Source organism: Bradyrhizobium sp. 45 (genome assembly GCF_023073155.1).
Classification (GTDB): domain Bacteria; phylum Pseudomonadota; class Alphaproteobacteria; order Rhizobiales; family Xanthobacteraceae; genus Bradyrhizobium; species Bradyrhizobium canariense_D.
In genome coordinates, this window is sequence record NZ_JADPIX010000143.1 from 650144 (window position 1) to 670432 (window position 20289).

Consider the following 20289-nt stretch of genomic DNA (forward strand, 5'->3'; position numbering starts at 1 on the left):
GCGCTTTCGTCGTCCGTTAAGAAGCCGAATTGAGCGGGAGCGGACAGGCAAGCGTATGCGATAGCTGGATCAGGAAGAGGCACAAGAGTTCTCTGAGCCAGGCGAGGATACGGCGGAAGTTGTGGCCGACTGCTGAGAGCACGACGTTGGCGGCGTCGCCGGCGCGGCCTTTGAGATAGCAGCGGCCAAGGTGACCTTCGGCCTTCAGATGTCCGATGATGGGCTCGATGGCGGAGCGGCGCCGGAGCTCGCGCTTGATGGCGCCGAACACGCCGCGCTTCTGGCCCGAAATGAAGACGCGACGTGGATTTTGCGTGTCGTGGCCGCGATATCCCTTGTCGACATAGGCCCGCTCGATCGGACAGCCGGTGAGCGCCTCGGTGCGGTCGATGACGTCCCGCAGGGTATGACCGTCGTAGGGATTATCGGGCAGCGACCTGGCATGCAGTACGAACAGGCCACCGGGAGCTCGGCGATTGTTGGTGACGATGGAGGCCTTCACGCCGAACTCGTAAGGGGCTGAGGCCTTGCCTTTGCCGATGCACTCCACCTCCGGGGCATGAAATGAATAGAGCTTCCAGCCGCGCTGGCGCTGCTGCTGGGAGCGGATCTGGCTGGCTCGGCCAAGCGGAAGGGCGAATGCCTCCTCGAGGGCTGGCTGGCGCTCGATCTTGCGACGGATGTCGCGGATGATCCGGCCCAGCCGGCTGCGCAGGATACGCAACTGCCGCTGATGCCGGCTGAACTGTTTGGCATGGGCGTAGCGGCCCGCCATCATCGCAGCGGCCTTGGCCACGCGAGAATAGGATTGCCGCAGCCTGACGGCGTGCCTTCTCGCCAGGCGATTGAGGCCCTGGATGGCCGCATGAAGCAGCTTGGCGTCGGTCGGAAAGGTGATGGCCTTCGGCTGCACCGTGGTATCAACCGTGACGCGCTTGAGGTCCTGGCTGCGTAAGGCGCCGGCTTCGTGCGCCACCCGCAGGCTCTCGGCCAGCAGCAGCTCCAGCTTGTCGCCGAGCCGCTTGCGCCAATGGCTCAGGTCCGAGCGTTCGTGCGGGAAAGCGTGCTGGAAAAACTCTTCGCCGGTGAAGAACTGGAAATAAGGGTCGTGGACCCAGCGCTCGCACACCCCCTCATCGGACAGCCCGTAGATATGCTTGAGCAACAACAGCCCGATCATGAAGCGGGTCTCGATCCCGGGCCGGCCGTTCTCGCTGTAGAGCGGCGCGATCTCGCCGTCGATCCAGTCCCAATCGATCTTGCCGGCAAGCAGAACCAACTCGTGCTTCAGATTGATGATCTGGTCCAGCCGCGCCCGGAACAGATCGTTCGATCCCGTCGTCCTGTGCTTCTTCGGTCGCATCGGCCCCTCCGATGCACCACAGAATCATGGTCCGCAGCGAAAGGGAATCCACAAACGAAAATTGCAAGGTTTGGGGGCCTCAAGCCCCCAATCCCTGCAATCTCAAATGCCGCCGCAACCGGAAAACTGACTCCTGCTCAATCGCTTAGTGCCTTGTTCACGGACGACTAGACCGCATGCCGGCCAGTATCATGTAAGTAAGGCGCCGCCAGATCAGGTTCATAACGGCTATGAGTGCATTTAGCCGCTCGAGGCGGACTTCAGCGCGGGCGCAAAGCGTTCGGAGAATGTTGCGGCCTTGGCTCCGGGGCTGCAGAAAGAGCGGCCGAGATAATCGTTGAACACCCCACGAATGCGATCGCGAGTAAGGCCGCACCGAAAAATAGTTTCCTCATCTTACTCTCCTCGAGAGGACGTCAATGCCGTTCAGTCTTGGAGGGCGTTGTTTCGCGTCATTGCGTGTGAGGCTCGAAACGGTTTCCTGCACGCGGTCGTGACTCAAGCTGGGGTTATGGCGGTAGGACCTGCGTTGTGCGCCGCGCAACAACATATGCTCCGAAAAGACCGATGGCGGAGAGACGGCCCCGGCTTCAGGGTTGGCTTTTGAGGTACGCCGGAGCCGCTCCGCCAGCTTGGGCAAGCTAGCGAGACAGCAACGGCGCAGTGGAGGACACGGGTTCCTCGCCGCGCAGGTCAGGCGAGGTTTAATTGGCACAATGTAATCCGCCGCGCCTTATCTTCGTTTCTACCCTGCGGCAAGCCACAATGCCTCTGACACTGCGGATGATAGGCCTGGATGATTACACGGTTCACGAGGACCGGCAGCTAGTCGGGCGCATCCGCTATGCCAACGAATGCTCCCCGGGGTTCTGGTTGTGGACGTGCATCGTGACGCTTCCCGGTCCGCCGTTCGGGAAAGCTGGCTCACTCGATGAAGCGAAGGGGCGGTTCATGATCGCATGGGAGAATTTCAAGGCGAAGCATACGGCGGAAGAGTTGGGGAAGGCCTTCGCTGAGATGAATCGCGCCAACCGACCAGACCATTATCTGCGCTCAGTGCGTTAGCGCGTCGCATTTGATTGCGACAAAAATTCGCCGGTTCACACTGCGGGCCATTTCCAAGCCGACGAGTTCGTCCCGGCTGTGTAGGCGCCAGCAGTGAGATTGCTCCGGCTTCAGGCCGACTTTTGGGTGGCCGCGGCCGCTCAGTTAGCTCGCGAGGAGCCGGCAAGATTCTCAAGCTCCCTATCGAGGTGTTCGTTCCCTGCTGGTCCACCGTGGGAAATTGACGGGAGGGCGCCGGTTCACGTTGGCTGCCTTCCTCATGTGGGCAACATGACGCCTGTCCCAGTACAGGCGGTCATTCATCCAACTCGCATTTTGAACTAAATCCTAAGTTGGTGGGCTTTTCGTTTTTATCAGCTTCTGTCATGTGGCGACGGTCATTTAGGAGAGACGTGCGTGGCGACAGGTATTGTGAAGTGGCTCAACCAAAGGCTATGGCTTCATTCAGCCCGACGACGGCGGGAAGGACGTCTTTGTCCACATTTCAGCGGTGGAGAAGGCTGGCTTCAGTGGTTTGGCAGAAGGTGCAAAGGTGAGCTACGAGATCGTGAGCGATCGGGGCGAGCAGTCCGCAGGTAATCTGAGACGGTAGGCGTGGCTGGGACAGGGCCCGCCGGTTCGCACAGGCGGGCCGGGCGCTTTGACCACGTATCGAATTTAGTACTCGCTTTGGCGGCAATCTTCGGCGCTTTCACCGCTCCAGTTCCTTGATGGCGTCCTTTAGCAGCTCGAGAAGCCGGATTTCACATGCCCCCATGACGAACTGATCGGCGTCGTCAGGCACGACAATCTGCCCCTGCACGTGTCCATCATGGGATTGGATGATGAAGTCTCGGGCCTTGCACGCTTCGTTGCGGACGTTCGTTATCGCCTCAAGCGGACCCCATTCAATTCTGACAGCCATTGCTAACCCTCGCTCTTAGCGGAACGCGCGCGAGCTACTGCGGGTCATGCGAGTTGAGGAGCGGTAAAGCCGGCACATCGATCGGCTCGCCTGGCGGTCGATCAACCCGGTTCGCTTTCTTTCCGCTGACGAGGACACCAATATAGCCGTCACCTTGCCCTGCGATCATCAGCCAGTGCGGGAATGCCAAGGACATGGTCGCTGGCCTCAAAATACCGCGCTCACGGGCGCCGTAGGACAAACCTATTCAATCATTTCGCGATTGAACAAGTCAAACATTTAATATATTTAATAGATGCATTGTCTATTTAATTGCGAGATATCAAGAGCGCGGGGTGCACTTATGCCCTCGATAGAGTCTATGCACTTCGGCAGCACAGCGCCTTCCGACCAGCACCCCTATGATCGCGAGCCGGGTGCGCCTCCTGCGTGGCGTCCTTCGGCAGGTGGACCAATCGACGCCGAGCCGGAGGCCGCGAATGACACCGCGGGCGAATGGCCTCCGCTCCCGTTTCCTGATGGCTGGTACGCCACCTGCTGAGTTGTGACGCGGCGTCTGCCTATATGGTGCTGGCAACCGGCAAAGCCGGCACTTGAAAGCGTCTGCGGGCCGGCGGGGTTGCCAGTTAGCACAGTGGGCGAGGAGTCACCCAATCAGGATGATATGTAAGATACTCGACAGGCAGTGTCGGAAGAGGCGATACTCTTGAGGCGGGGTGATGGGCCTAGTCGCGTCATTTTGCATGTCTGAAGATGTACTTCGCTTCTACCAGTTAGCTGACGTGTGCAGGGAACGGACGGCGCAAGCCCGTCAGTCCCGTCGACGCGGAGCCGTGGCTAAAGCTTGCTGAGGACTGGCTCGAATTCGCACGAGCCGACCAGCAACGGCGCGCTTACGAGCCGCGCTGCATCCGATGAACAGCGACCAGAAGATCTGGCCGCTCGAGCACCTCCACCAGCTTGTCCAAGATGATGCGCTCGTTATTCCGGGGCCTCGGTTCTAAGTATTTTTCCAAAATGCGCTGGGCGTCACTCACAGCCTGAAGAGCTAGCTGTTCATCCGTCATCTGTTAGCCCCCAGTGGCCAATCAGAACGGAAGAACCTACGTGTAAGATAGTTCCAGATCCTTTATTGCCGGTTGATGATGCGGTGCTCACGATAGGTGGGGAGCCCCCGTCAAATGGAAGCCATGCTACTGCTTCCGAGGCGAGGCCATTAGTCTTCAGGGGCATCCCATCCGCGTCCCAGTCTGGAATTTTGGGAGGCAATGGTGAAATCGGCTGCCCTGCCGGTGGACTGGCGCGAGGCTGCCAGGCCGAAGCATAGGGTCAGCGTCAACGCAGTCACCACTAGCAGCGCGGACATGAACTAGCTCACGCGCACCTCTCTCACGCCCGAGAGCGCGCATAGCCGAAGGCTTTGGCCGGAGCCATGCACCGCTGAATACCGACAGAATGACGATCCAGGTTCAGCCCTTCCTTCCGCACCTGCAATTCAAGCCAGTCGATGCCGGACTCGGCCTGAGCCGCCTTCCGGGCGCGGTAGTGTTTCACAATGGTCTGCGCGCTTCGGTATGAATGCCCAGTGATGTCGCAGGTCATCAGCAAGTCGCAGCCAGCCCGATCGAGCAGCATGACGCAGGTATCACGTAAGTCCTGGTCGTGCTTTGGTCGAGTTCGCTGGCGCCATTGACGAACATCAGCGTGGGGCAAGGCTTCAGAACGCCATGCTGTCTCATCGCCATTGCTGTCGCGTGCGGCCTGCGCCAATCCGCCAATACACGCTTGCGCTGGTCGACCGCTCGAGCGCGCTGCGCCCTATTTCCCTCATCGAGAGGAAGAGGGGCAAACAGCCGATCGATATTTTCAATCAGTTCGGCGGCCAGTCGCTCTGCGCGGATAATTGACTGGCGCGTGTTGTCGCGCGAGAAAGCCGAAGATAAATGCGGAATGCGAAGCCCCTTGCTCAAGCCTCACCACGCGAGGATCGTGAAGTTCACTCCCTTCAGGGCAGTCGAGCTGCACAGCCTCTACGCTCGTTCGCTAACGCAGGATAAATCGGGTTCCAGTCACTCCTCGGGGGTCCGCTCCCCCGCGGCTCGCCGTCGCTGCGATTGAGTGCTCGGAGGCGACTGCAATGCAGGTACAGCCGAGGCGCGTCGCTCCGCCTCTTGGACTTTAAGCCGCAGATCTTCCAGCTCTGACAGTTGACAAACGAGGTCGTTCAACCGTTGGACAAGAAGGATCGAGCTATAACCCTGCATCAACGCCCTCCTGAGTCTGCAGCTATCCAGACAGCAAAAGGACCCCAGCCTCAGGGCGGTGAAGCTGGGGCTATCGAGCCGCCTTGGTGAAGGCAGCTGCCCCTTGGGGAGGCACGGGAAAACTTGGCAATCAGTAAGTCGTTCCAAGCCGAACAAAATGAGCCTTGCCTTGGGGCAGTGGGGAAAGCTGGGGCCCGACTGCATCGCCCAGTTGGGGAGAGGAATCGGGCAAACGCGGTAATTGGCGAGCCCGTACCAACCGCCGTGCCTCCGAAAAACGTTAGCGGCCCCTGTCGTCCTTGCCATCGGGACAGCCATCGCCGCCGCCGTTACCCCACGGCTCGCTTTTTGCTCGCCTCCAAAAGCGCGTGTGCCGGCGAGTGGGTCGCTCGATAGGCAGTGTCGACCGATCGAAAGCGCAGCCGGACGGCTGTAAATTAGATTGAAATTCCATATTTAATATAGTTTAATATAGAAATTAAATGACGATTTTCAGAGTTTTGGGATCATGCCTCATTCTCCGTCCATCGTGCCTCATCCATATCCACGTGACGTCTATCTTGTGCTCGAGGATTATGGAGGTGGGCTCGGCCGTGCCTGGAGCGAAACCTCCGAAGACGACACTGGTCGAGCGACGCTGATGCGCCAAATAATGGAAGGTCAATACAAGCACCCTGCTCGGATCGTGGTCTTCAACACGGTTGAGGGATGGTCGCGTGATGTAACCGTAGAGATCGCAGATGAACTGCGCCGCTGCTTTGTCGAGTTCGATGACATTGCGCCAGCCGCGTTGGAATTCATCGAGAGAATCGGAAGGAACTGACTGTGGTGCGCAGTCGTGCCTTGCTTTGGTTTGCGCTAATCTCACAAACTTATCCGAGATGAGGACGATGAGCGGCAGCACGAACAAACAAGCGACGACGTGGGTGTGAGATAACCGCCTGGTGCGGCATAAGACCAACCCTTCTTGTGTTTGGAGTTGCCATGTCGGTGGGTTATGGTCGCGCTGTTGAATGGGACGGAAAGATCCTGACAGGCTCGGTGGTCGTAAATGGCGTGACGACCAAAGTGACTGCGGACCGAGCGATCATCCATGCGTATGCCGCGGGATTCAGCGATGCGCTCAGTTGGGAGATTGATCGCTTTCGGATAGAAATCTTTGAGAAGCTGATGCCATTCCTCCTTCGTCAGAATAGTTGACGGTAAGCTATGACCTCGCCGCGTGTCGGGGATTTTTCGGCAACGATGCTGATGAACTTCCGCTGCCGTGCACCTTACCTGACTTCCGGCAAGCAGATATCGTCATAGGATTAAAAGAGGCGGAGCATCAATCGATGGTCGAACGCCGCTTTCCTGGCCATCGCGGACCGGGTCCAGAATTGGCACGTAGACGATCTCGATGCCGCAGAGCCCTGTGATGCCCTGCCGCACCTGGAGCTGGCGGTCGCGAACCTGATCGCTATGTTGCGAACGGACGACCTGCGGTCCTAAAGGCCCGTCGGCGAGCCCGAGGCAGGAACGGTAGGAGACGCGGGGCAGCCTCCGCTCGATGGCGAGTCGTCAAGGTCCACGTTCATAGTCGCCAGGATGTAGCCGAAGGGTGAGCGCAAGGCATTCAGTTCCTCGACCTCGATCTCCATCCGTATTCCCCATGCGGAATCGTTGCGGTGATCTCGACGTCATTGCCGGCCGACACGCGCCAGGCTGCCACCCCGAAGCACAAGGTCAGCGTCAGGGCGAGGGCAAGCAGAAGCATAGAGACGAAATGGCTCACGCGCGTGTACCCGCAAATCTGAAACCAGTTGAGAGCGTGCACAGAGGCGCGATTCGGAAAATGCAGACGATCTGACGCATCGGCCGTTTTCCCCATCCTTACACGGGGCCAAAAGCGCTCACGATCCCGATCGTGATCGGCACGAGCGCGACCATCACCCACAAAGCGGGCGAGCTGGAGGACAGGCCAACGACCAGTATCAAAACACCGATACCTACGAGGGCCGCTGAGATTGCGTAGGCGACTGCCTTTTCCATCTATCGATCCACGACAACAAGGGATCGGTCGCACAAGGACTCGAGGCAAATCGAAACGTTCCTTTCTTGATTTAACTCGGCCATAAAATCCTATTTAATGCTAGTTTTGCAACTTAATTTCGCCAAATTAAAAGGCGCTTTCTGCGCGTCGGGGCAGGGCTATTAACCCGGAGTCCTGCATGTTCACTCGAGTAGTCGTAGCTTTATTGCTCGCTTTTGCGACATCCATTTCATCTGAAGCGCGCCCCTTGCGCGCCGCTTTGCCACCTGAATGCAACGTGATTATGCCATGCGACTTTTCATCTTCGCTGGTGCAGGCGCAGAGATACACGAGACCGGCACCGCGCCTGCAGCGAGGTGCCGTTGCTAGCCTACGGATGTCTGTGGCCAGCTCAGGGGCCTTAAGTAGTGAGATCGTTAGCGGTCGTCCGGCCGGTTGCCCTCGATCGTTCTGCGGATGTGGTGCGGCGATCCGAGTGTTTGGTCGGGTAGTACCGGAACTGAACCTCGCAGCCAATTGGCTGCGCTTTCCCCGCACCTCGCCAGCACCGGGAATGGTTGCCGCGCGACGTGGACACGTCTTCGTCCTTGAACAGCACATCGCTGGTGACATCTGGAAGGCGTACGATGCCAACTCAGGTGGGCACGCAACGCGAATTCACCCGCGCTCCCTGCGAGGGTACACCATCGTCAACCCTCATGCGGCTTAAAGCCATCGCGCAGCGTTCCCGTTAGAGTTTTCTCGCCACGTTCCGGAGCATCCGGTTCGCGGCTTCCGCTCAAAAACAGGGCCGCAGCAGTTTTCGCTGCGCCCCTGAAGTTGCAACTTGATTCTGCGCCGGCTTGTTCTCGCAGTTTGTCCCGAACACCGAGGTTGATAGGTCCGCCATCATGGGAAGCTTCAATGCAGCCAGGGCGTTCCATGACGATCATTGGTGTTCACATCAGAACGATAGAATTCGACGATGCGGTGCTTCATTGAGACCCGGACACGATAACCAGCGGATATCCACGCTCTCGCTTGAGGACCTGCTCTCTTCAGTGTGCTCCACCACGCAGTGAAGGTGTAGGCCGATCTCGGCAGAGGCTTCCCCAAGATCGCTTCAATTTCTGAAAAGGTGAGGCGGAGACTTTGACCGTTCTCCGTTCGCAGCCTTTCATGCAATGGCTGGTAAATCGACCTCGGCATGCGAGCACCATATCGACAAAATGGGCCGGCTGCCCGGCATTGGAATAGCAGACTGGTGCATATAGAGCGCGGAGGCAAAAGGCATTATCATTCAGGTCTGCAAGACCTCGCGGAGCCTGACGCAGCGACGTCTCTTCAGTGTTCCCTTAGCTCTAGGTCTCTCAGCAGCACGTGGAGAAAGTCGCTGGCGTGGTCATAGCGTTTACGACCATTCACGATCTCGCGGGTGCGCGGCTCCAGTGTGCTGGCGATGGCTTCAGCGCCGGGTAGATCAGCCTGGTGCGACCACTGCTGTAGCAGCCGATCAGGAATGCCTTGAGCGGATCCAGGCAGCTTCAACACACAATAATCGCCATTGTGCTTGTGATCAGCTTTCGCATAAAGAGCGAATAACGCTCGAAAGGCATTACGGGAAACGGCAGGTTTTGCCATTTAACATCCCCAACGTAAAATCGACTCGCTTTAAGTTTAGAAATCTGACGCGTTAACAAAATAAAATCCAGTGTAATTTAATCGCTTGCCCTCGAAAAAGAGGTCATCAGAACTGACGTAAATCGAAGCACTGTGCGTCACAGCTCGCGCCGCCCTGCATCTCCGATACCCTATGCTGCTACGGGACAATCGACCTTAGCAGGCGGCCGAGTAGGATGGGCGGGGCAGGGGCTGCCCCGCAAAATTGCTACCAGACCTCGCAAGTGACTGAGACGAACCGATGTTCGCTCAACCCGCTCCCGAAGTCGCTCTCGTGCGCATGATCAGACAGTCGGTCTGGCGCTGCCCGGTCAATAGCGCGCGATAGATCTGTCCCGATCGAGGCCAGTCAATTTGCATCGGCTGCGGCGACCCACTCGATCGGGGTGTCGCGACCGCAGGCCGGCACCTAGCCGCTCGATAGGCATTGTCTGGTCGCCATTTCATGGCTTGACGTAGGTCCATCCCTGCTCCTGCAACTGCATCACCCTAACGACGCCCGACCTCACCACTTGGGCTTGGGCAACGATCGGAATGTCTTTATTTTCGGCCTTTTGCATTTTCTCTTGCGTGTTTCCACAGGCTTTGAATGATACTTCCGGCGTGCTCAGAGCCATTTCCTCAATTCGCGCTTTCACCGGCGATGTGTCATCGCGGAGCATATGGAGGCCGGGGCCGAAGGTAATCACCTCCACTTTCACTCCTTCACCAACCTCCTTGTAGTATTGCGCGACGTTGAGTGCATTGTTCAATGCAAGATTCATTGACGCGGAGTCGCTTGTGTTGACCTGAAGGATTAAGCGGTGCTCTTTCTTGGCAGCAGACGATGGCGCGATGCGCGCCAGCTCAAATTGTTTTGGCGTCGCGGCCCGCGCCGATGAATTCGCGTGCGTTCTTGCCGCGCCATGTGTTGAGGCTGCAGGCAAACTGGGCTGTGCCGAGAGCAGGCGAGTCTCCTGTGCCGCGGAACTAGACAGCCCGACCGGGAGCGAGATGATTGTCGCGATCATCGCTGTGATAATCTTCGGAAATTTGTGCATTATGTTGTTTCTCCAAGCAAGCTGAGGTTCATGATCAATTGTTGGGCTTCGCGATCGCGCGTGGCCATTTGCATGTTGCCGCCAATTTTGCACGTACGCTCTCGATACCATCGAGAGCGAACACTGCACCGGCGCTAGTCCCCGTTCGGCGTGACACATGCACGGAAAGTTCGCTGTGGCCTGGGATCGATTGCAACAGGCGAACGACATCGCCTTCAAGCGCGACACCGCGTACCGACGTAATTGTTGAGACCTGAAGAGGTGGATCATCATTGATGCGCAGGGATAGGGTGTAATCCTCGCGACGGCCCGACAGGCCGGCTCCATCAAGCAACACTTCGGTCAGGCCGCCGCGACAGCGTATCGACAGGCTCATTGCTGCGTCCCCTTGAGATGGTAGTGTCGCCTTGATGATCGATGAATAATCAACTGGCGAGGTGGTCTCGCTGACGATCCACGCCCCGGCTCCATTTGCGGGCCGATCAGAGACGCGAACCGGCGCCATAGGGTCTTCGGCGCCTCGGGCCCGAGCGAGGTCATTTGCGATCGCGAGCGTCACGACGAGAGCGATCAGGGTGAACGTCATTGCGCCGCCTGGCTCGAACGCGGCAGACGATCGAGCCAGGCCTGCGCCGCGGGAGAACGCGTCAGGCCAGGGACCGTCGCCGCCAAGTTGATCGACTTCCATTTCGGATCGAAACCGGGCTCCTGCAGTTTGTTGATCCGCGAGAACAGGCGGTCAACAAAGCGCGCCACACGATTAAAGCGATTGGATTTGATCGGCCAATTGAAAGCGACCAGCACGGTTGGAACGGCAATAGTTGTCACGCGTTCCCCCTGCCTGATCAAGTTTGGATAATCAGCTGCGTCCAGCCAAGATGGCAGATAATAATCTTCGAACTTGCTCTCGTAGGGGACCGGCAAGAACTTGAAGCCGGCATCCCAGCGACCACGTATGAATGCATCCACCGGCTTCGATGTTATGAAAACGACGGCGGCCAGCTCACCCCTGCGCATTTGTTCCATCGCAACCTGATGGGGGATGAATGCCTTATCGACCTCGATCCCCAGCCGGCTGAAGATCAGCGGGCCCGAATAAGCTGCGGCGGTACCTTGGGTGTTGAAATTGACCTTCTTTCCGACCAGATCACTCAAGCTCTGAATTTCGGGCCTGACGAATACGTGCAGTTCAGATGGAAACAGGTTGAGCACATAGGTGATCCGTCGCTGGATGTCCGGCACTTGGCTCTTGTACTCGTCAAGTGCGTCGGAATTGATGATTGCTGCATCAATGCCCCGCAAATACAGCAGCGAATTGACGTTTTCGGTTGCGCCACGGGTCACGATGGGCAGCACGTGGAGGTCCGTTCCATCATCGGCCACTCGCGCCATTTCCGCGGCAAGCCGAATGGGAGCTCCTTCCAGCAGACCTCCGGCTATTCCGACAGTCCAATCGTTCATGGCCGCAATTTCCGCCCTTGCATGATCCGCACGTGCCCGCGGAGTCTGCTGGGCCATTGCTGGGCAACAGCCCATGATCAAAAGCGGAGTGGCTATCACGATGAGGAGAAACCAAGAGCGTATTCCAACCAGCTGCTTCATCGATCCGGCTCCCCAGGAACGTCTACTCTGTTTTGTCCGCTGCGCTCTTCACTTCGACACGTAAGTTTAAGTTCGATCTGTCGATACAGCGCACGACCATTTGTCTGCACCGATGCTGCTAATGACCAAGTGCGTCGAATCGCTCCCTTGCCTCCTTGACCCCTCCGGCTGCTGCTCTGGCGTAAAGCTCTCGCGCCTTGGACGTGTCGCCGCGCGTTCCGCTCGCGCCCCATTTTGCAAGCAGGCTCGGATCATACGTTTCCGCGAGGGCGAAACTTGCCGGTGCGCTCCCTAATTCAGCAGCACGCTCCAGGACAACTCGTGCCGCGCCAATATCGCCTTGTCGAAGCAATCCGGTTGCGCGAGCGATCAATCGCACGAGTTCGGCGGCGTTTTCGTTCCGGGGAACCGGGGATGGCGCCTTCGGCTCAGCTGCTGTGACCACGAGCTCTCGCGCGAATTGCGCGGGCGGCGCCTGCGGCGATCCCAGCAGCAGTGTTCGGAGCAGTTCCCTTGTTGGCGAATTGCCGGCTCCGCCTTCGCCCGACACCCCGGCGGGTAGCCACGGTCCGATACTCGGGCGCGCTGCGGCAAGTTCTTGCTCATCTCGGCCGGATTGGTTGCATTCTCGCCGGAGCCGCTTTTTCAACTGTTCGGCTCGATCATCGTTTGCCGCGGCTTGCGCTTCATAGGCGAACAGCGTGGAACGAGCCAACGAGAGCTCTTGCGCCAGCGCATCTGCTCTTTCGTGCTCCTCCTTTAATGAGAGCTTCAGTTTAGCCGAGGTATTCTCCGCCGTTCGTTTGGTCTGCACCGTTTCTTCGGTTGCCTTCGCGATCTGCTGGGATCGGTTGTCGAGCTCGATTCGCGTCGTCGCGAGCGTCTCCTCCAGCTGTTTGGTACGATCGTGCTCCTGTCGGAGGCTTGCCTGTACCTGAGCCTCCGCTGCCTCTTTTGCACTGATCTCTGCGGCTTGTCTGGTTACCTCTGCGGACTGGGTCTCCAGGTCGTGATGAGCGGCTGTCAGATTCTGCTCCAGCCGGTTTGCCCGATCTTTCTCCCGCTCGACAGCCTGTTGCAGCTCTCTCGGATCGCTCTGTGCCCGGCGTTCGGGTTCGCGACCCTCTGCGCCGATTTCGCGGCTTAGCCGTGCCTGCACTTCGAAATCGTTGCGCGCCTTGACAAGTTCCCGTTCCAGACGCTGCGTGTGCAAGCGCTCCTCCCGGAGCGATTTCTGGAGCTCATCGGTTTCATTCTCGGTGGCCTCCGCAATGCTGGTCCATTGCTCGCGTGCATGCTGCAACAGCCCCAGCACGGTATCCTGCTCCCGTCGGCATGTTCGAAGGTCAGCAGCAAGGGCCCGTATCCTCTCCTGTTCTGTGGCGAGCACTTGCCGCGATCGCTCGGTATTGCTGATTGTGGCTTGTGCGAGCTTCAGGGGTGTCGTGTCGGCAGATGGTTTCAGCCGCGCCGCGCGCCACCCTCCCGAGCCGGTCGTGCCGCGCAAGTGCGTCGCCATGACATGGGCGTCGCTCGCCGGCCGATTTGGCTGCTGCGCGAGAACGGGTATGGTCAAAACCGATATTATCGTCAGGACAGTCGGTGCAACCCACGCCGACCTTGTTGCGCAGGTGCGCGCACAGCTACGAACACAATCCGAGGCAATCCACACGTCTGCGCGGCGAACGGGCGATCCAAGGCCCGACCCTGCCTGCATCGACGCTTGTGCCCACATCCGCGACATTAATGCGTCAATCCGTTTCTCAATTTCAATTTACCCTCAGGCAAAAATAAACCATATTTTATTTTATTCAATCATTTATCGCCAATTAAATGTTCGGCCGATGCTGCCGGTCGCTTGAGAAGGAGATCGTCCAATGCTGCACCGACTCCCCTCGCTGATCATTGCGATTATCACGAGCGTAGCTGTACTGGCCCTGGCCCAAGCAGGCGGCGCAGTGGCGGGCTCCGCGGGTGCCGGCACTGGGACGGGCACGGGCAGCGCCAACACTGGTGGGTCAGCTCCGTCCGGCATGGGTACAAATGCGAGCAGCGCCAACCCTGGTCCATCGGCGCCTCCAGGAATAGGGACACGAGACGTTGGTACCGGTGCAAACCTGAACCGCACCAGTCAAACCAACAGCCCGGACGTTCAACCCACCACGTCGAAGTCGCGGGCGGCGGCGAGGCCAAGAGAACTGCCTGCGCTGGCCACGCTCAAAATGGTCTGCCGATCGGAGCTTTTGGCACCGGCACGAGCAACGAGGAGCAGATGATCGTTGGACCGTCACCTAACCGAAAAATACCGGCAGCGAAGGTCGACGGAAATATCGCTGGAATAGTTGGTAGGGGCTCCAGCCTTTCGGACCAAGTGAGCCGGCCGCGCGCCGCACGAACTGGGGAAAAAGTGCTGGACGCCGCTGGACGCCAAAGTGCAAGTCCAACGGCGAACGACAGTTTCGCATAAGCGCATTCCCGCCTCAGAAAACAGAACTCGGTAGTCTGAGCGGACCGAGCCGGGCAGCCGAGCGCGCTTTGGCGTCCCTGCTCAGGTCTGCGCGCCGCCCGACGAAGGCGCCGGCAGGGCTTGGTTCTCCATGGGGCGCCTTGAAGAGGACTGACGCCCGGCACACGGCCGAGTGGGATTTGGGCTAGGCGAGAGCATTCACGCGGTTATGCGAGCGCTCGATTCCGCGGCATTCGGATCACGTCCGATCGGTCGGAGCGAGGAGCCAGCCGTGCATTGTTCGAAATGCTCGCGAAGCATGTCATTAGCCAAGTGCTCCCAGAACTCAGCTTCGGCGAGAAGCTTCCAGCTTCGATCTGGATGATGCGCAGAAGTCTGTCGGCACAGCGACGCCATCGCGCGCAAGCGGCGTACGGTCTCCATCCACTCCTCCCATTATTTTTCCCCACCTTATTTTCTGTTTTGCGTCATATTAATTATGATTATACCGGATAATCAAATTTGCCTTCCGTGGCGCGACTACCGAAACGATTTGACGCGAACGACTTTCGGCTTTGCTTTCAAATTGTCTTTCAGATGAAGCGCTGCTTCAAAAGACTAAAACAGATAAAAAGTCAGGCTTAAACCAACTCAGGTGCGGGACATGATCCGCAGCATGCCGCTCGTGGATGATCTCGGTCAGAGCCGGAAAGGGACGCCGGATCCAAGTGCAGCACTTTTCCCGACACAGAGCCTTCACTCGCATCGGCCTGCCTTGAAACCCCGCTGTGCGCACGCCTCATTGGGGAGCGATCGGGCGGCTTGGAGCTGTGCAAGGGTTATCGGAGGCTTCAAGGTCGATCCGTGAAACGATCGTCTTCGAGTTCGCTGAAATTACGCGCGCCGCTCGCCATCATTGAATCCGCGTGCGGCAACTCGTCCCAAACCGGGGCCTACGCATCCGTGACGCCGGCCCTAGTCTCGCTCTTTCTCCGAGGCTTCGCCCTTCCGCCCTTCGCACTTGCTCTCGTAGCCTGTGCAATTGGGCAAGCAGGCTAACGAGCTCCATCGCCGTTTGACGCAGAACAGCCAAGCGGCTGCAAACCCCACTACTCACTACAATACCCCCAAACAGGCCCTTGCAGGATCAGCGATCGGAAGCGTTAGTTTGCGCCGACCTGCCGGTGTGACGCTTAACTTACGGTTCATGAGGGCGTCAGTTCGCTTTACGGCGATAGGCCAAAATATTTCGCATCCCTCCAGTAAGCCCTGGCAGAAATAGCCGCCAAGACAGGAATCTGGATGAACGCTGCGCCATGATTGAGCGCATCCAGCCCGTACCAAGACTAGTCGGTGCGGCAACCATGCCGCAACAGGTCAACTCCGCACACGGGGCGTCAAATGAGGCGGTCGGCCCAAACTCGTGTAATGCTAGTCAGTTCGGCTCCGCGTCTGTACCGAAGCCCGCTACGCATCAGCACAGCGGCGCTTCCTCGAATATCTCCCCGGGCCGCACGACCGGCTCATCGACCCAGGCCTCGCGAGCGAACCAGTTGTGATTGGCGCGACAGACCGGGCAACGAGTATTGCCATAAAACACAACGCTCCGCAGGAAAGCCTCACGGTCCGACCTAATACCAGTAGGAATCGCGCGACCGGTTTGCGGACATTTGACCATGATCATTCCCATGCGAGCCTCCCTAGGAAATTATTATTCGTTGTCGAACGAAAGAGAACCGGCCGGCTGGAGCGCGTCGTCATCTCAGTGTGGGTTACTTGGGGGGCATCGCACACTGGGAGTGCTTGTTCGAGCAGGGCGGGTTGCTCGTGACGACGTTTTTCCAACCGGCCGGATCGCTGCTTGAGCGATTCCTTGGACGCCGCCGCTCTTTGGCTCGACAGCGCGGGCGTTGATTATTCGTCTCTCGAAAGCTCCTGGGGCGCCACTGAAAATGGGCCAATCTGAGCGGGTGTGAGTTTTGGGCGTGCTATGCCGCTCGCGACGAAGACGATCATGTCGCCCGTGATGGGCAAATTGGCTAATTCGATCACCGGTTTCACTCCACTCTCGTCAGCGAGATATTCGTCGTTAGGATTTAATCCTGCAAATTAAGCCTTGCGCTGTCGGTCTGGTTTGCGACTCTCGTCAAGTTTTATTTTTGCTGTCCTGCACGCAGGAGGCCAAGATCATCGCGGCGATTTCTGCGATGTTGTTCTCGGTAGGCTGTTATTTCTACGCAGGACCCGCTTCTTGGTATTTGAATGGTTGCATCCGGTTCAAACATGAAATAAATATTGATTATATTGAAATCATATAAATATCGTTGTTAATTGTTGTCAATGACGTAAGCTGTTTTCGTCATTTTCTTGGTCGGAGGAGACGATGCGGGAATCAGTCCAGAAGAAGCGCAACTCCACCTCGGCTGCGAAGCAGTTGGCTCAAATGCGCGAGAACCTAGCGAGCATCAGCGAGAGGGAGCGCGTTCTAGGAGAGCGGAGTGCTGCTCGCGAACTTTACCGCTATCTGCTGGACTCTCACCGGTCGACCGCGCCGGCGACCTTTCTCGGAGGACAAGTGTTGAATATTTCTCCATCTGGGGTGAACGAGGGTGGTCAGCTGGCGGCGTGACCCGGGGCCGTATGGTCATTCGAAACGAATCTCAGTCAGGCGATGTGCATCCGCACTGAAGGTGGATTTGCACCGCTGCAGCACGGCAATCAAGCCGAATTTCCTCGGCAACTGCAGCTCGTTTGAACGCACCGCGGACAGTACATTGCAGGATGTTGTCGCCACCGCGTCGACACGGCGGCGAAACAGATATCGTTGCTATCGGGAATAGCCATGCTGGAAAAAACATCGGCAGAGATGGTGTTGAGACCCGCCGCGGGTGCAGTCTTCGCGCTGGTGGACGGTCGATCAGTGCTTTTCAGCGAGACAAGGCAGAAGCTCTATGAGTTGGACCAGCTAGGGGCATTCATTTGGTGCAAGTTGGCAGAAGGCGCTTCTTTGGAAGACGTCCATCAGGAGCTCGGGCAGCTAGGCATTGGCGAGCGCGCAGCGCGCGAGTTCACGTGGCAGGCGATGAACGTCTGGATCGATCGAGGGGTGCTCGATCTCGACTGGCGAATGTCGGCCGATTGTGCCTTCTCAACGGTTCTTGGTCAGCGCAGGATCAGCGTCCGGGCTGCAAATCGGGAGCTCTCGCAACAGTTGATTTCGCTATTTTGTGTTACGGACGACAGCGGCGAGGAGGAGGATATTGCGATCGAGACAATGATGCTCGGCGATCGGGTATTCTTCCGCGGGAATGACGGGAGCATCCATAGATGTGAAGCCGCAGCTCTGGCCCCTACAATCAAAGCTCACATCACCGAGCGACTTATCCGAAGCAATCAGTGGGCTTTCGCGCTCCACGCCGCTTCTCTTGCAAAGTGCGGCATGGGCTTACTGCTGTGCGGCCAACCGGGAGCCGGCAAGTCGACTCTTGCACTAGAATTGGTAGACGCTGGATTTCAGTATGCCGGCGATGACGTTGCGCTGATTGGGGCTGACGGAACGATCTGCGGCATCCCATTTGCCCTCACCCTCAAGCAGGGATCGTGGCGGTTGCTATCCCGACTGTATGGCGATTGGAACGACGTGACGCACCGCCGGTCCGATGGCGCCGAAGTGCGGTATTTGCCGATTCCGGATGCGCACAATGGGAGCCTCTCTGCCAAGTGGATCATCTTTCTGAACCGGGTCGCAAGCGGCCCCGTCGAGCTGACCCCCCTGGATCAGCTTGATTCGATCAAGCGGCTCATTGAGGGAGCTTTTGCCGCAGACGGGAAGCTGTCGCAGTCCGGCTTTTTCGCTTTGAAGCGGATTGTTGCGGGCGCACGATCGTTCCAACTTATCTATTCGGAATCGGCGCAGGCTCGACAGCTGCTGATGGACTTGTGCGATGACAAGGCATAGTGCGGCACTGACAAGCCTATGCAATTGCTTGCGAGGCTTGCCGCCCGTCGAAGTGGAGTGGACCTCCGTCATCGGGCTCGCAAACCAGACGTTGACGACGCCTGCGCTCATTGACTTCGTTGATCAATTTGCATCGGTGTTGCCAGAGGACGTGTGCACCTATATCCGCCAGATCCATCGCCGAAACGTGCTGCGCAACGATCGGTTGGCCGGTCAACTGGAAGAGGCCGTCATTGCGATGAACGGCCAGGGAGTTACGCCGGTGTTGCTCAAGGGTGCGGCAACGCTAGCCACAGCACCTGTCGAGCGGCGAGGAGTTCGGCTGATGTGTGATCTGGATATTATGGTCGTGCCGGACGAAGCTGAAAGGGCGGTCGCCGCTCTGGGCGCAATTGGCTATGAAATTCATGATCAAGCGCGCCCCGAAAGCCGGAGATGGTATGTCGAGCTAAGTCGACCGCGGGATGTCGGAACCATCGATCTGCAACGGGCCGCTCCAGGCCCCGCGTACCTCTATGCTGGCTCCGGACATGCCCTGAACCATTGCGTCCCCGCGCTGCTGGGGCGGGGACGCGTGTACGTCCCGACGCCCACTTATCGAGCGCTGATGTTGATCATCCACGATCAGTTTCAAGACTACGGCTACTGGCTTGGCGAACTCGATCTGCGGCATCTGGTTGAGTTGCGCGACTTGAATGATTCCGAAGGGCTGGACTGGCAGGAACTTGCCTCTCATTTCTCGGGCGAACTGATGAAAAACGCGGTCGAAACCCAACTGCTCGCCCTTGCTGCGCTGCTTGGGGTCGATATCCCGCGCTCAATGCGCACCCGGCTGATTCCTCGTCTGCAGTTCATGCGACAATTAATGCAAGCGCGCCTTCCGGCCACACGTGTGCCGTTCCTCGCAATGACGGTCCTGGACCTCAGAAACTACCGGCGGGAGGCGACCTCTGGTTGCACGCAAACCGGCATGCGGCGGCCTGGATTGTGGTCTGTGCCAAGAACGGACACCTTACAGTTCCTGTTGAGGGCCGCCACCGCCGTTCGTGTCGGAAAGGTGTAAAGCCAGCACGCTCGCACGCCTTCAAGGCCAAACAGTTTTAGCAAACGACATGTCTGCAGTTGCGCGGAGTTAATGCCCTTGTCCACCGGCATTCCGATCGGACGACTCGTCGTTCTCGCGAATCCTGAACTCTTCGAGCGTGTGCCCCGATTGGAGCGCGGCAACTAGCCAGCGAGGCTGTTTACCACGTCCGGACCAGGTCTCTGTCGGGTGGAGTGGATTGAAGTATTTTGGCACGACTTTTGGGTATTTGCGGCGCGGCGGCTCGCTCGTTCCGGCGCTGGCGGCCCGGCTTTCAGCGTCACCGAATTGGTCCGGCTGGTTGAGTTGCGCAAGACGTTTTTCGAGCTCCCGCTTCTCGACTGTGATTTTTTCGGCAAGTATCTTTGTCAGCTCTTCGTGAAGGAGCCAAAGTTCCTCAAAGTCCATGGCTTCGAGATCTTGCCGTCGCAGCATTCTCGTCACCGTTCGATCGACGCCTGATGCATCTGTCATCCTCAGCTTTCGAGGCATCGTTGCCCGAGCAGCGGATCAACGATAGGGCAAAGTCAGTGCTTCAAATTCACACTACAATAAATAAATAATATATTATTTAATAATTATTGCGAGGGTTATTTCATTAAATGGGACGGGCAGATCCAGTGATTTGCCGCAGGGCAAAACAGAGAGGAAACCACAATCGAGTTCCTCTTGGGCATTTTCAAGTTTTCAAAGATACATTCGGAGCGTTCTTCCCGCGGCTGCACGGTCGGACATTGGGGACCTGAAGGCTCAAATCGAGCCCAGGCGACTAGCACTACTTTGGCAGATTGTTGATTTTGCCGCGATTTATAGGATTCCCGAATCAATTTTTCAATGATTCATGGGTGGTCGGCTCTTGGAGGGCTGACCAT

Annotated in this window: 22 protein-coding genes and 1 pseudogene; 7 read left to right on the forward strand and 16 right to left on the reverse strand. The window is 57.9% G+C overall.

Translation table 11 applies throughout. The features are described 5' to 3' along the window. Positions 1–16 precede the first annotated feature (16 nt). The gene (locus IVB42_RS35555; protein ID WP_247357271.1) at positions 17–1363 is read right to left on the reverse strand and encodes an IS5 family transposase; all 1347 of its coding nucleotides are present in this window, start codon (positions 1361–1363) and stop codon (positions 17–19) included. 765 nt (positions 1364–2128) lie between these two features. Here IVB42_RS35555 and IVB42_RS35560 point away from each other — a divergent pair. Both IVB42_RS35560 and IVB42_RS35565 read left to right on the forward strand, forming a co-directional pair. After that, positions 2129–2428: a hypothetical protein gene (locus tag IVB42_RS35560; protein WP_026233247.1), complete on the forward strand. Its 300-nt coding sequence runs from the start codon at positions 2129–2131 to the stop codon at positions 2426–2428. A 396-nt stretch (positions 2429–2824) separates the two neighbouring features. Then, positions 2825–3020, forward strand: a pseudogene (locus tag IVB42_RS35565) (cold-shock protein). Between the two features lie 99 nt (positions 3021–3119). On the opposite strand, the gene IVB42_RS35570 reads toward IVB42_RS35565, so the two are convergent. The 6 genes from IVB42_RS35570 to IVB42_RS35595 form a co-directional block, all read right to left on the reverse strand. Further along, positions 3120–3332: a hypothetical protein gene (locus IVB42_RS35570; protein WP_018456774.1), complete on the reverse strand. Its 213-nt coding sequence runs from the start codon at positions 3330–3332 to the stop codon at positions 3120–3122. A 34-nt stretch (positions 3333–3366) separates the two neighbouring features. After that, the gene (locus IVB42_RS35575) at positions 3367–3528 is read right to left on the reverse strand and encodes a hypothetical protein (RefSeq protein WP_247366697.1); all 162 of its coding nucleotides are present in this window, start codon (positions 3526–3528) and stop codon (positions 3367–3369) included. A 697-nt stretch (positions 3529–4225) separates the two neighbouring features. Further along, complete coding sequence (locus IVB42_RS35580) at positions 4226–4399, reverse strand: hypothetical protein (protein WP_162847236.1); 174 nt, start codon at positions 4397–4399, stop codon at positions 4226–4228. Positions 4400–4721: 322 nt separating this feature from the next. Beyond that, positions 4722–4934 carry a hypothetical protein gene (locus tag IVB42_RS35585; RefSeq protein ID WP_085409711.1) on the reverse strand — a complete coding sequence of 71 codons (213 nt, stop codon included), beginning with the start codon at positions 4932–4934 and terminating at the stop codon, positions 4722–4724. After that, positions 4934–5302, reverse strand: a complete 369-nt coding sequence (locus IVB42_RS35590; RefSeq protein WP_143273771.1) for a hypothetical protein — start codon at positions 5300–5302, stop codon at positions 4934–4936. Before IVB42_RS35590 ends, IVB42_RS35585 begins: the two co-directional genes overlap by 1 nt. A gap of 772 nt (positions 5303–6074) precedes the next feature. Continuing rightward, positions 6075–6500 (reverse strand): hypothetical protein, encoded by a 426-nt coding sequence (locus IVB42_RS35595; protein WP_157642985.1) that lies wholly within the window; start codon positions 6498–6500, stop codon positions 6075–6077. An 80-nt stretch (positions 6501–6580) separates the two neighbouring features. Between IVB42_RS35595 and IVB42_RS35600 the strand changes: the two genes are divergently transcribed. After that, positions 6581–6796, forward strand: a complete 216-nt coding sequence (locus tag IVB42_RS35600) for a hypothetical protein (RefSeq protein ID WP_018456770.1) — start codon at positions 6581–6583, stop codon at positions 6794–6796. 672 nt (positions 6797–7468) lie between these two features. On the opposite strand, the gene IVB42_RS35605 is transcribed toward IVB42_RS35600, so the two are convergent. The 7 genes from IVB42_RS35605 to IVB42_RS35640 all read right to left on the reverse strand — a co-directional run bounded on the left by IVB42_RS35605 (position 7469) and on the right by IVB42_RS35640 (position 13505). After that, positions 7469–7627, reverse strand: a complete 159-nt coding sequence (locus IVB42_RS35605) for a hypothetical protein (protein ID WP_018456767.1) — start codon at positions 7625–7627, stop codon at positions 7469–7471. A gap of 690 nt (positions 7628–8317) precedes the next feature. Then, positions 8318–8560: a hypothetical protein gene (locus tag IVB42_RS35615; protein ID WP_247397010.1), complete on the reverse strand. Its 243-nt coding sequence runs from the start codon at positions 8558–8560 to the stop codon at positions 8318–8320. Positions 8561–8951: 391 nt separating this feature from the next. Continuing rightward, positions 8952–9248 carry a hypothetical protein gene (locus IVB42_RS35620; protein WP_085349058.1) on the reverse strand — a complete coding sequence of 99 codons (297 nt, stop codon included), beginning with the start codon at positions 9246–9248 and terminating at the stop codon, positions 8952–8954. 482 nt (positions 9249–9730) lie between these two features. Next, positions 9731–10327, reverse strand: coding sequence for a DsrE family protein (locus IVB42_RS35625; protein ID WP_085349057.1), 597 nt, complete (start codon positions 10325–10327; stop codon positions 9731–9733). Between the two features lie 34 nt (positions 10328–10361). Next, positions 10362–10913 carry a hypothetical protein gene (locus IVB42_RS35630; RefSeq protein WP_085349056.1) on the reverse strand — a complete coding sequence of 184 codons (552 nt, stop codon included), beginning with the start codon at positions 10911–10913 and terminating at the stop codon, positions 10362–10364. After that, on the reverse strand, positions 10910–11929 hold the full coding sequence (locus IVB42_RS35635) for a TAXI family TRAP transporter solute-binding subunit (protein WP_085349055.1): 1020 nt from the start codon (positions 11927–11929) through the stop codon (positions 10910–10912). The genes IVB42_RS35630 and IVB42_RS35635 overlap by 4 nt, the downstream gene beginning before the upstream one ends. A 118-nt stretch (positions 11930–12047) precedes the next feature. Beyond that, positions 12048–13505 (reverse strand): hypothetical protein, encoded by a 1458-nt coding sequence (locus tag IVB42_RS35640; RefSeq protein ID WP_247372050.1) that lies wholly within the window; start codon positions 13503–13505, stop codon positions 12048–12050. Here IVB42_RS35640 and IVB42_RS35645 point away from each other — a divergent pair. Continuing rightward, positions 13498–13791 (forward strand): hypothetical protein, encoded by a 294-nt coding sequence (locus tag IVB42_RS35645; RefSeq protein ID WP_143273084.1) that lies wholly within the window; start codon positions 13498–13500, stop codon positions 13789–13791. The genes IVB42_RS35640 and IVB42_RS35645 overlap by 8 nt on opposite strands. A gap of 2058 nt (positions 13792–15849) precedes the next feature. Here IVB42_RS35645 and IVB42_RS35650 read toward each other — a convergent pair. After that, entirely contained in the window at positions 15850–16065 is a 216-nt protein-coding gene (locus IVB42_RS35650; protein WP_085349052.1) for a hypothetical protein, read from the reverse strand. A 693-nt stretch (positions 16066–16758) separates the two neighbouring features. Here IVB42_RS35650 and IVB42_RS35655 point away from each other — a divergent pair. The 3 genes from IVB42_RS35655 (at position 16759) to IVB42_RS35665 (ending at position 19396) form a co-directional block, all read left to right on the forward strand. Next, positions 16759–17004 carry a hypothetical protein gene (locus IVB42_RS35655; protein ID WP_247396998.1) on the forward strand — a complete coding sequence of 82 codons (246 nt, stop codon included), beginning with the start codon at positions 16759–16761 and terminating at the stop codon, positions 17002–17004. A 213-nt stretch (positions 17005–17217) separates the two neighbouring features. Further along, complete coding sequence (locus IVB42_RS35660) at positions 17218–18333, forward strand: serine/threonine protein kinase (RefSeq protein ID WP_247397001.1); 1116 nt, start codon at positions 17218–17220, stop codon at positions 18331–18333. A gap of 37 nt (positions 18334–18370) precedes the next feature. Further along, complete coding sequence (locus tag IVB42_RS35665; protein ID WP_247397005.1) at positions 18371–19396, forward strand: nucleotidyltransferase family protein; 1026 nt, start codon at positions 18371–18373, stop codon at positions 19394–19396. A gap of 69 nt (positions 19397–19465) precedes the next feature. Here the strand turns inward: IVB42_RS35665 and IVB42_RS35670 are convergent, their stop codons facing one another. Beyond that, positions 19466–19852 carry an H-NS histone family protein gene (locus IVB42_RS35670; protein ID WP_247397007.1) on the reverse strand — a complete coding sequence of 129 codons (387 nt, stop codon included), beginning with the start codon at positions 19850–19852 and terminating at the stop codon, positions 19466–19468. Positions 19853–20289: the final 437 nt, after the last annotated feature.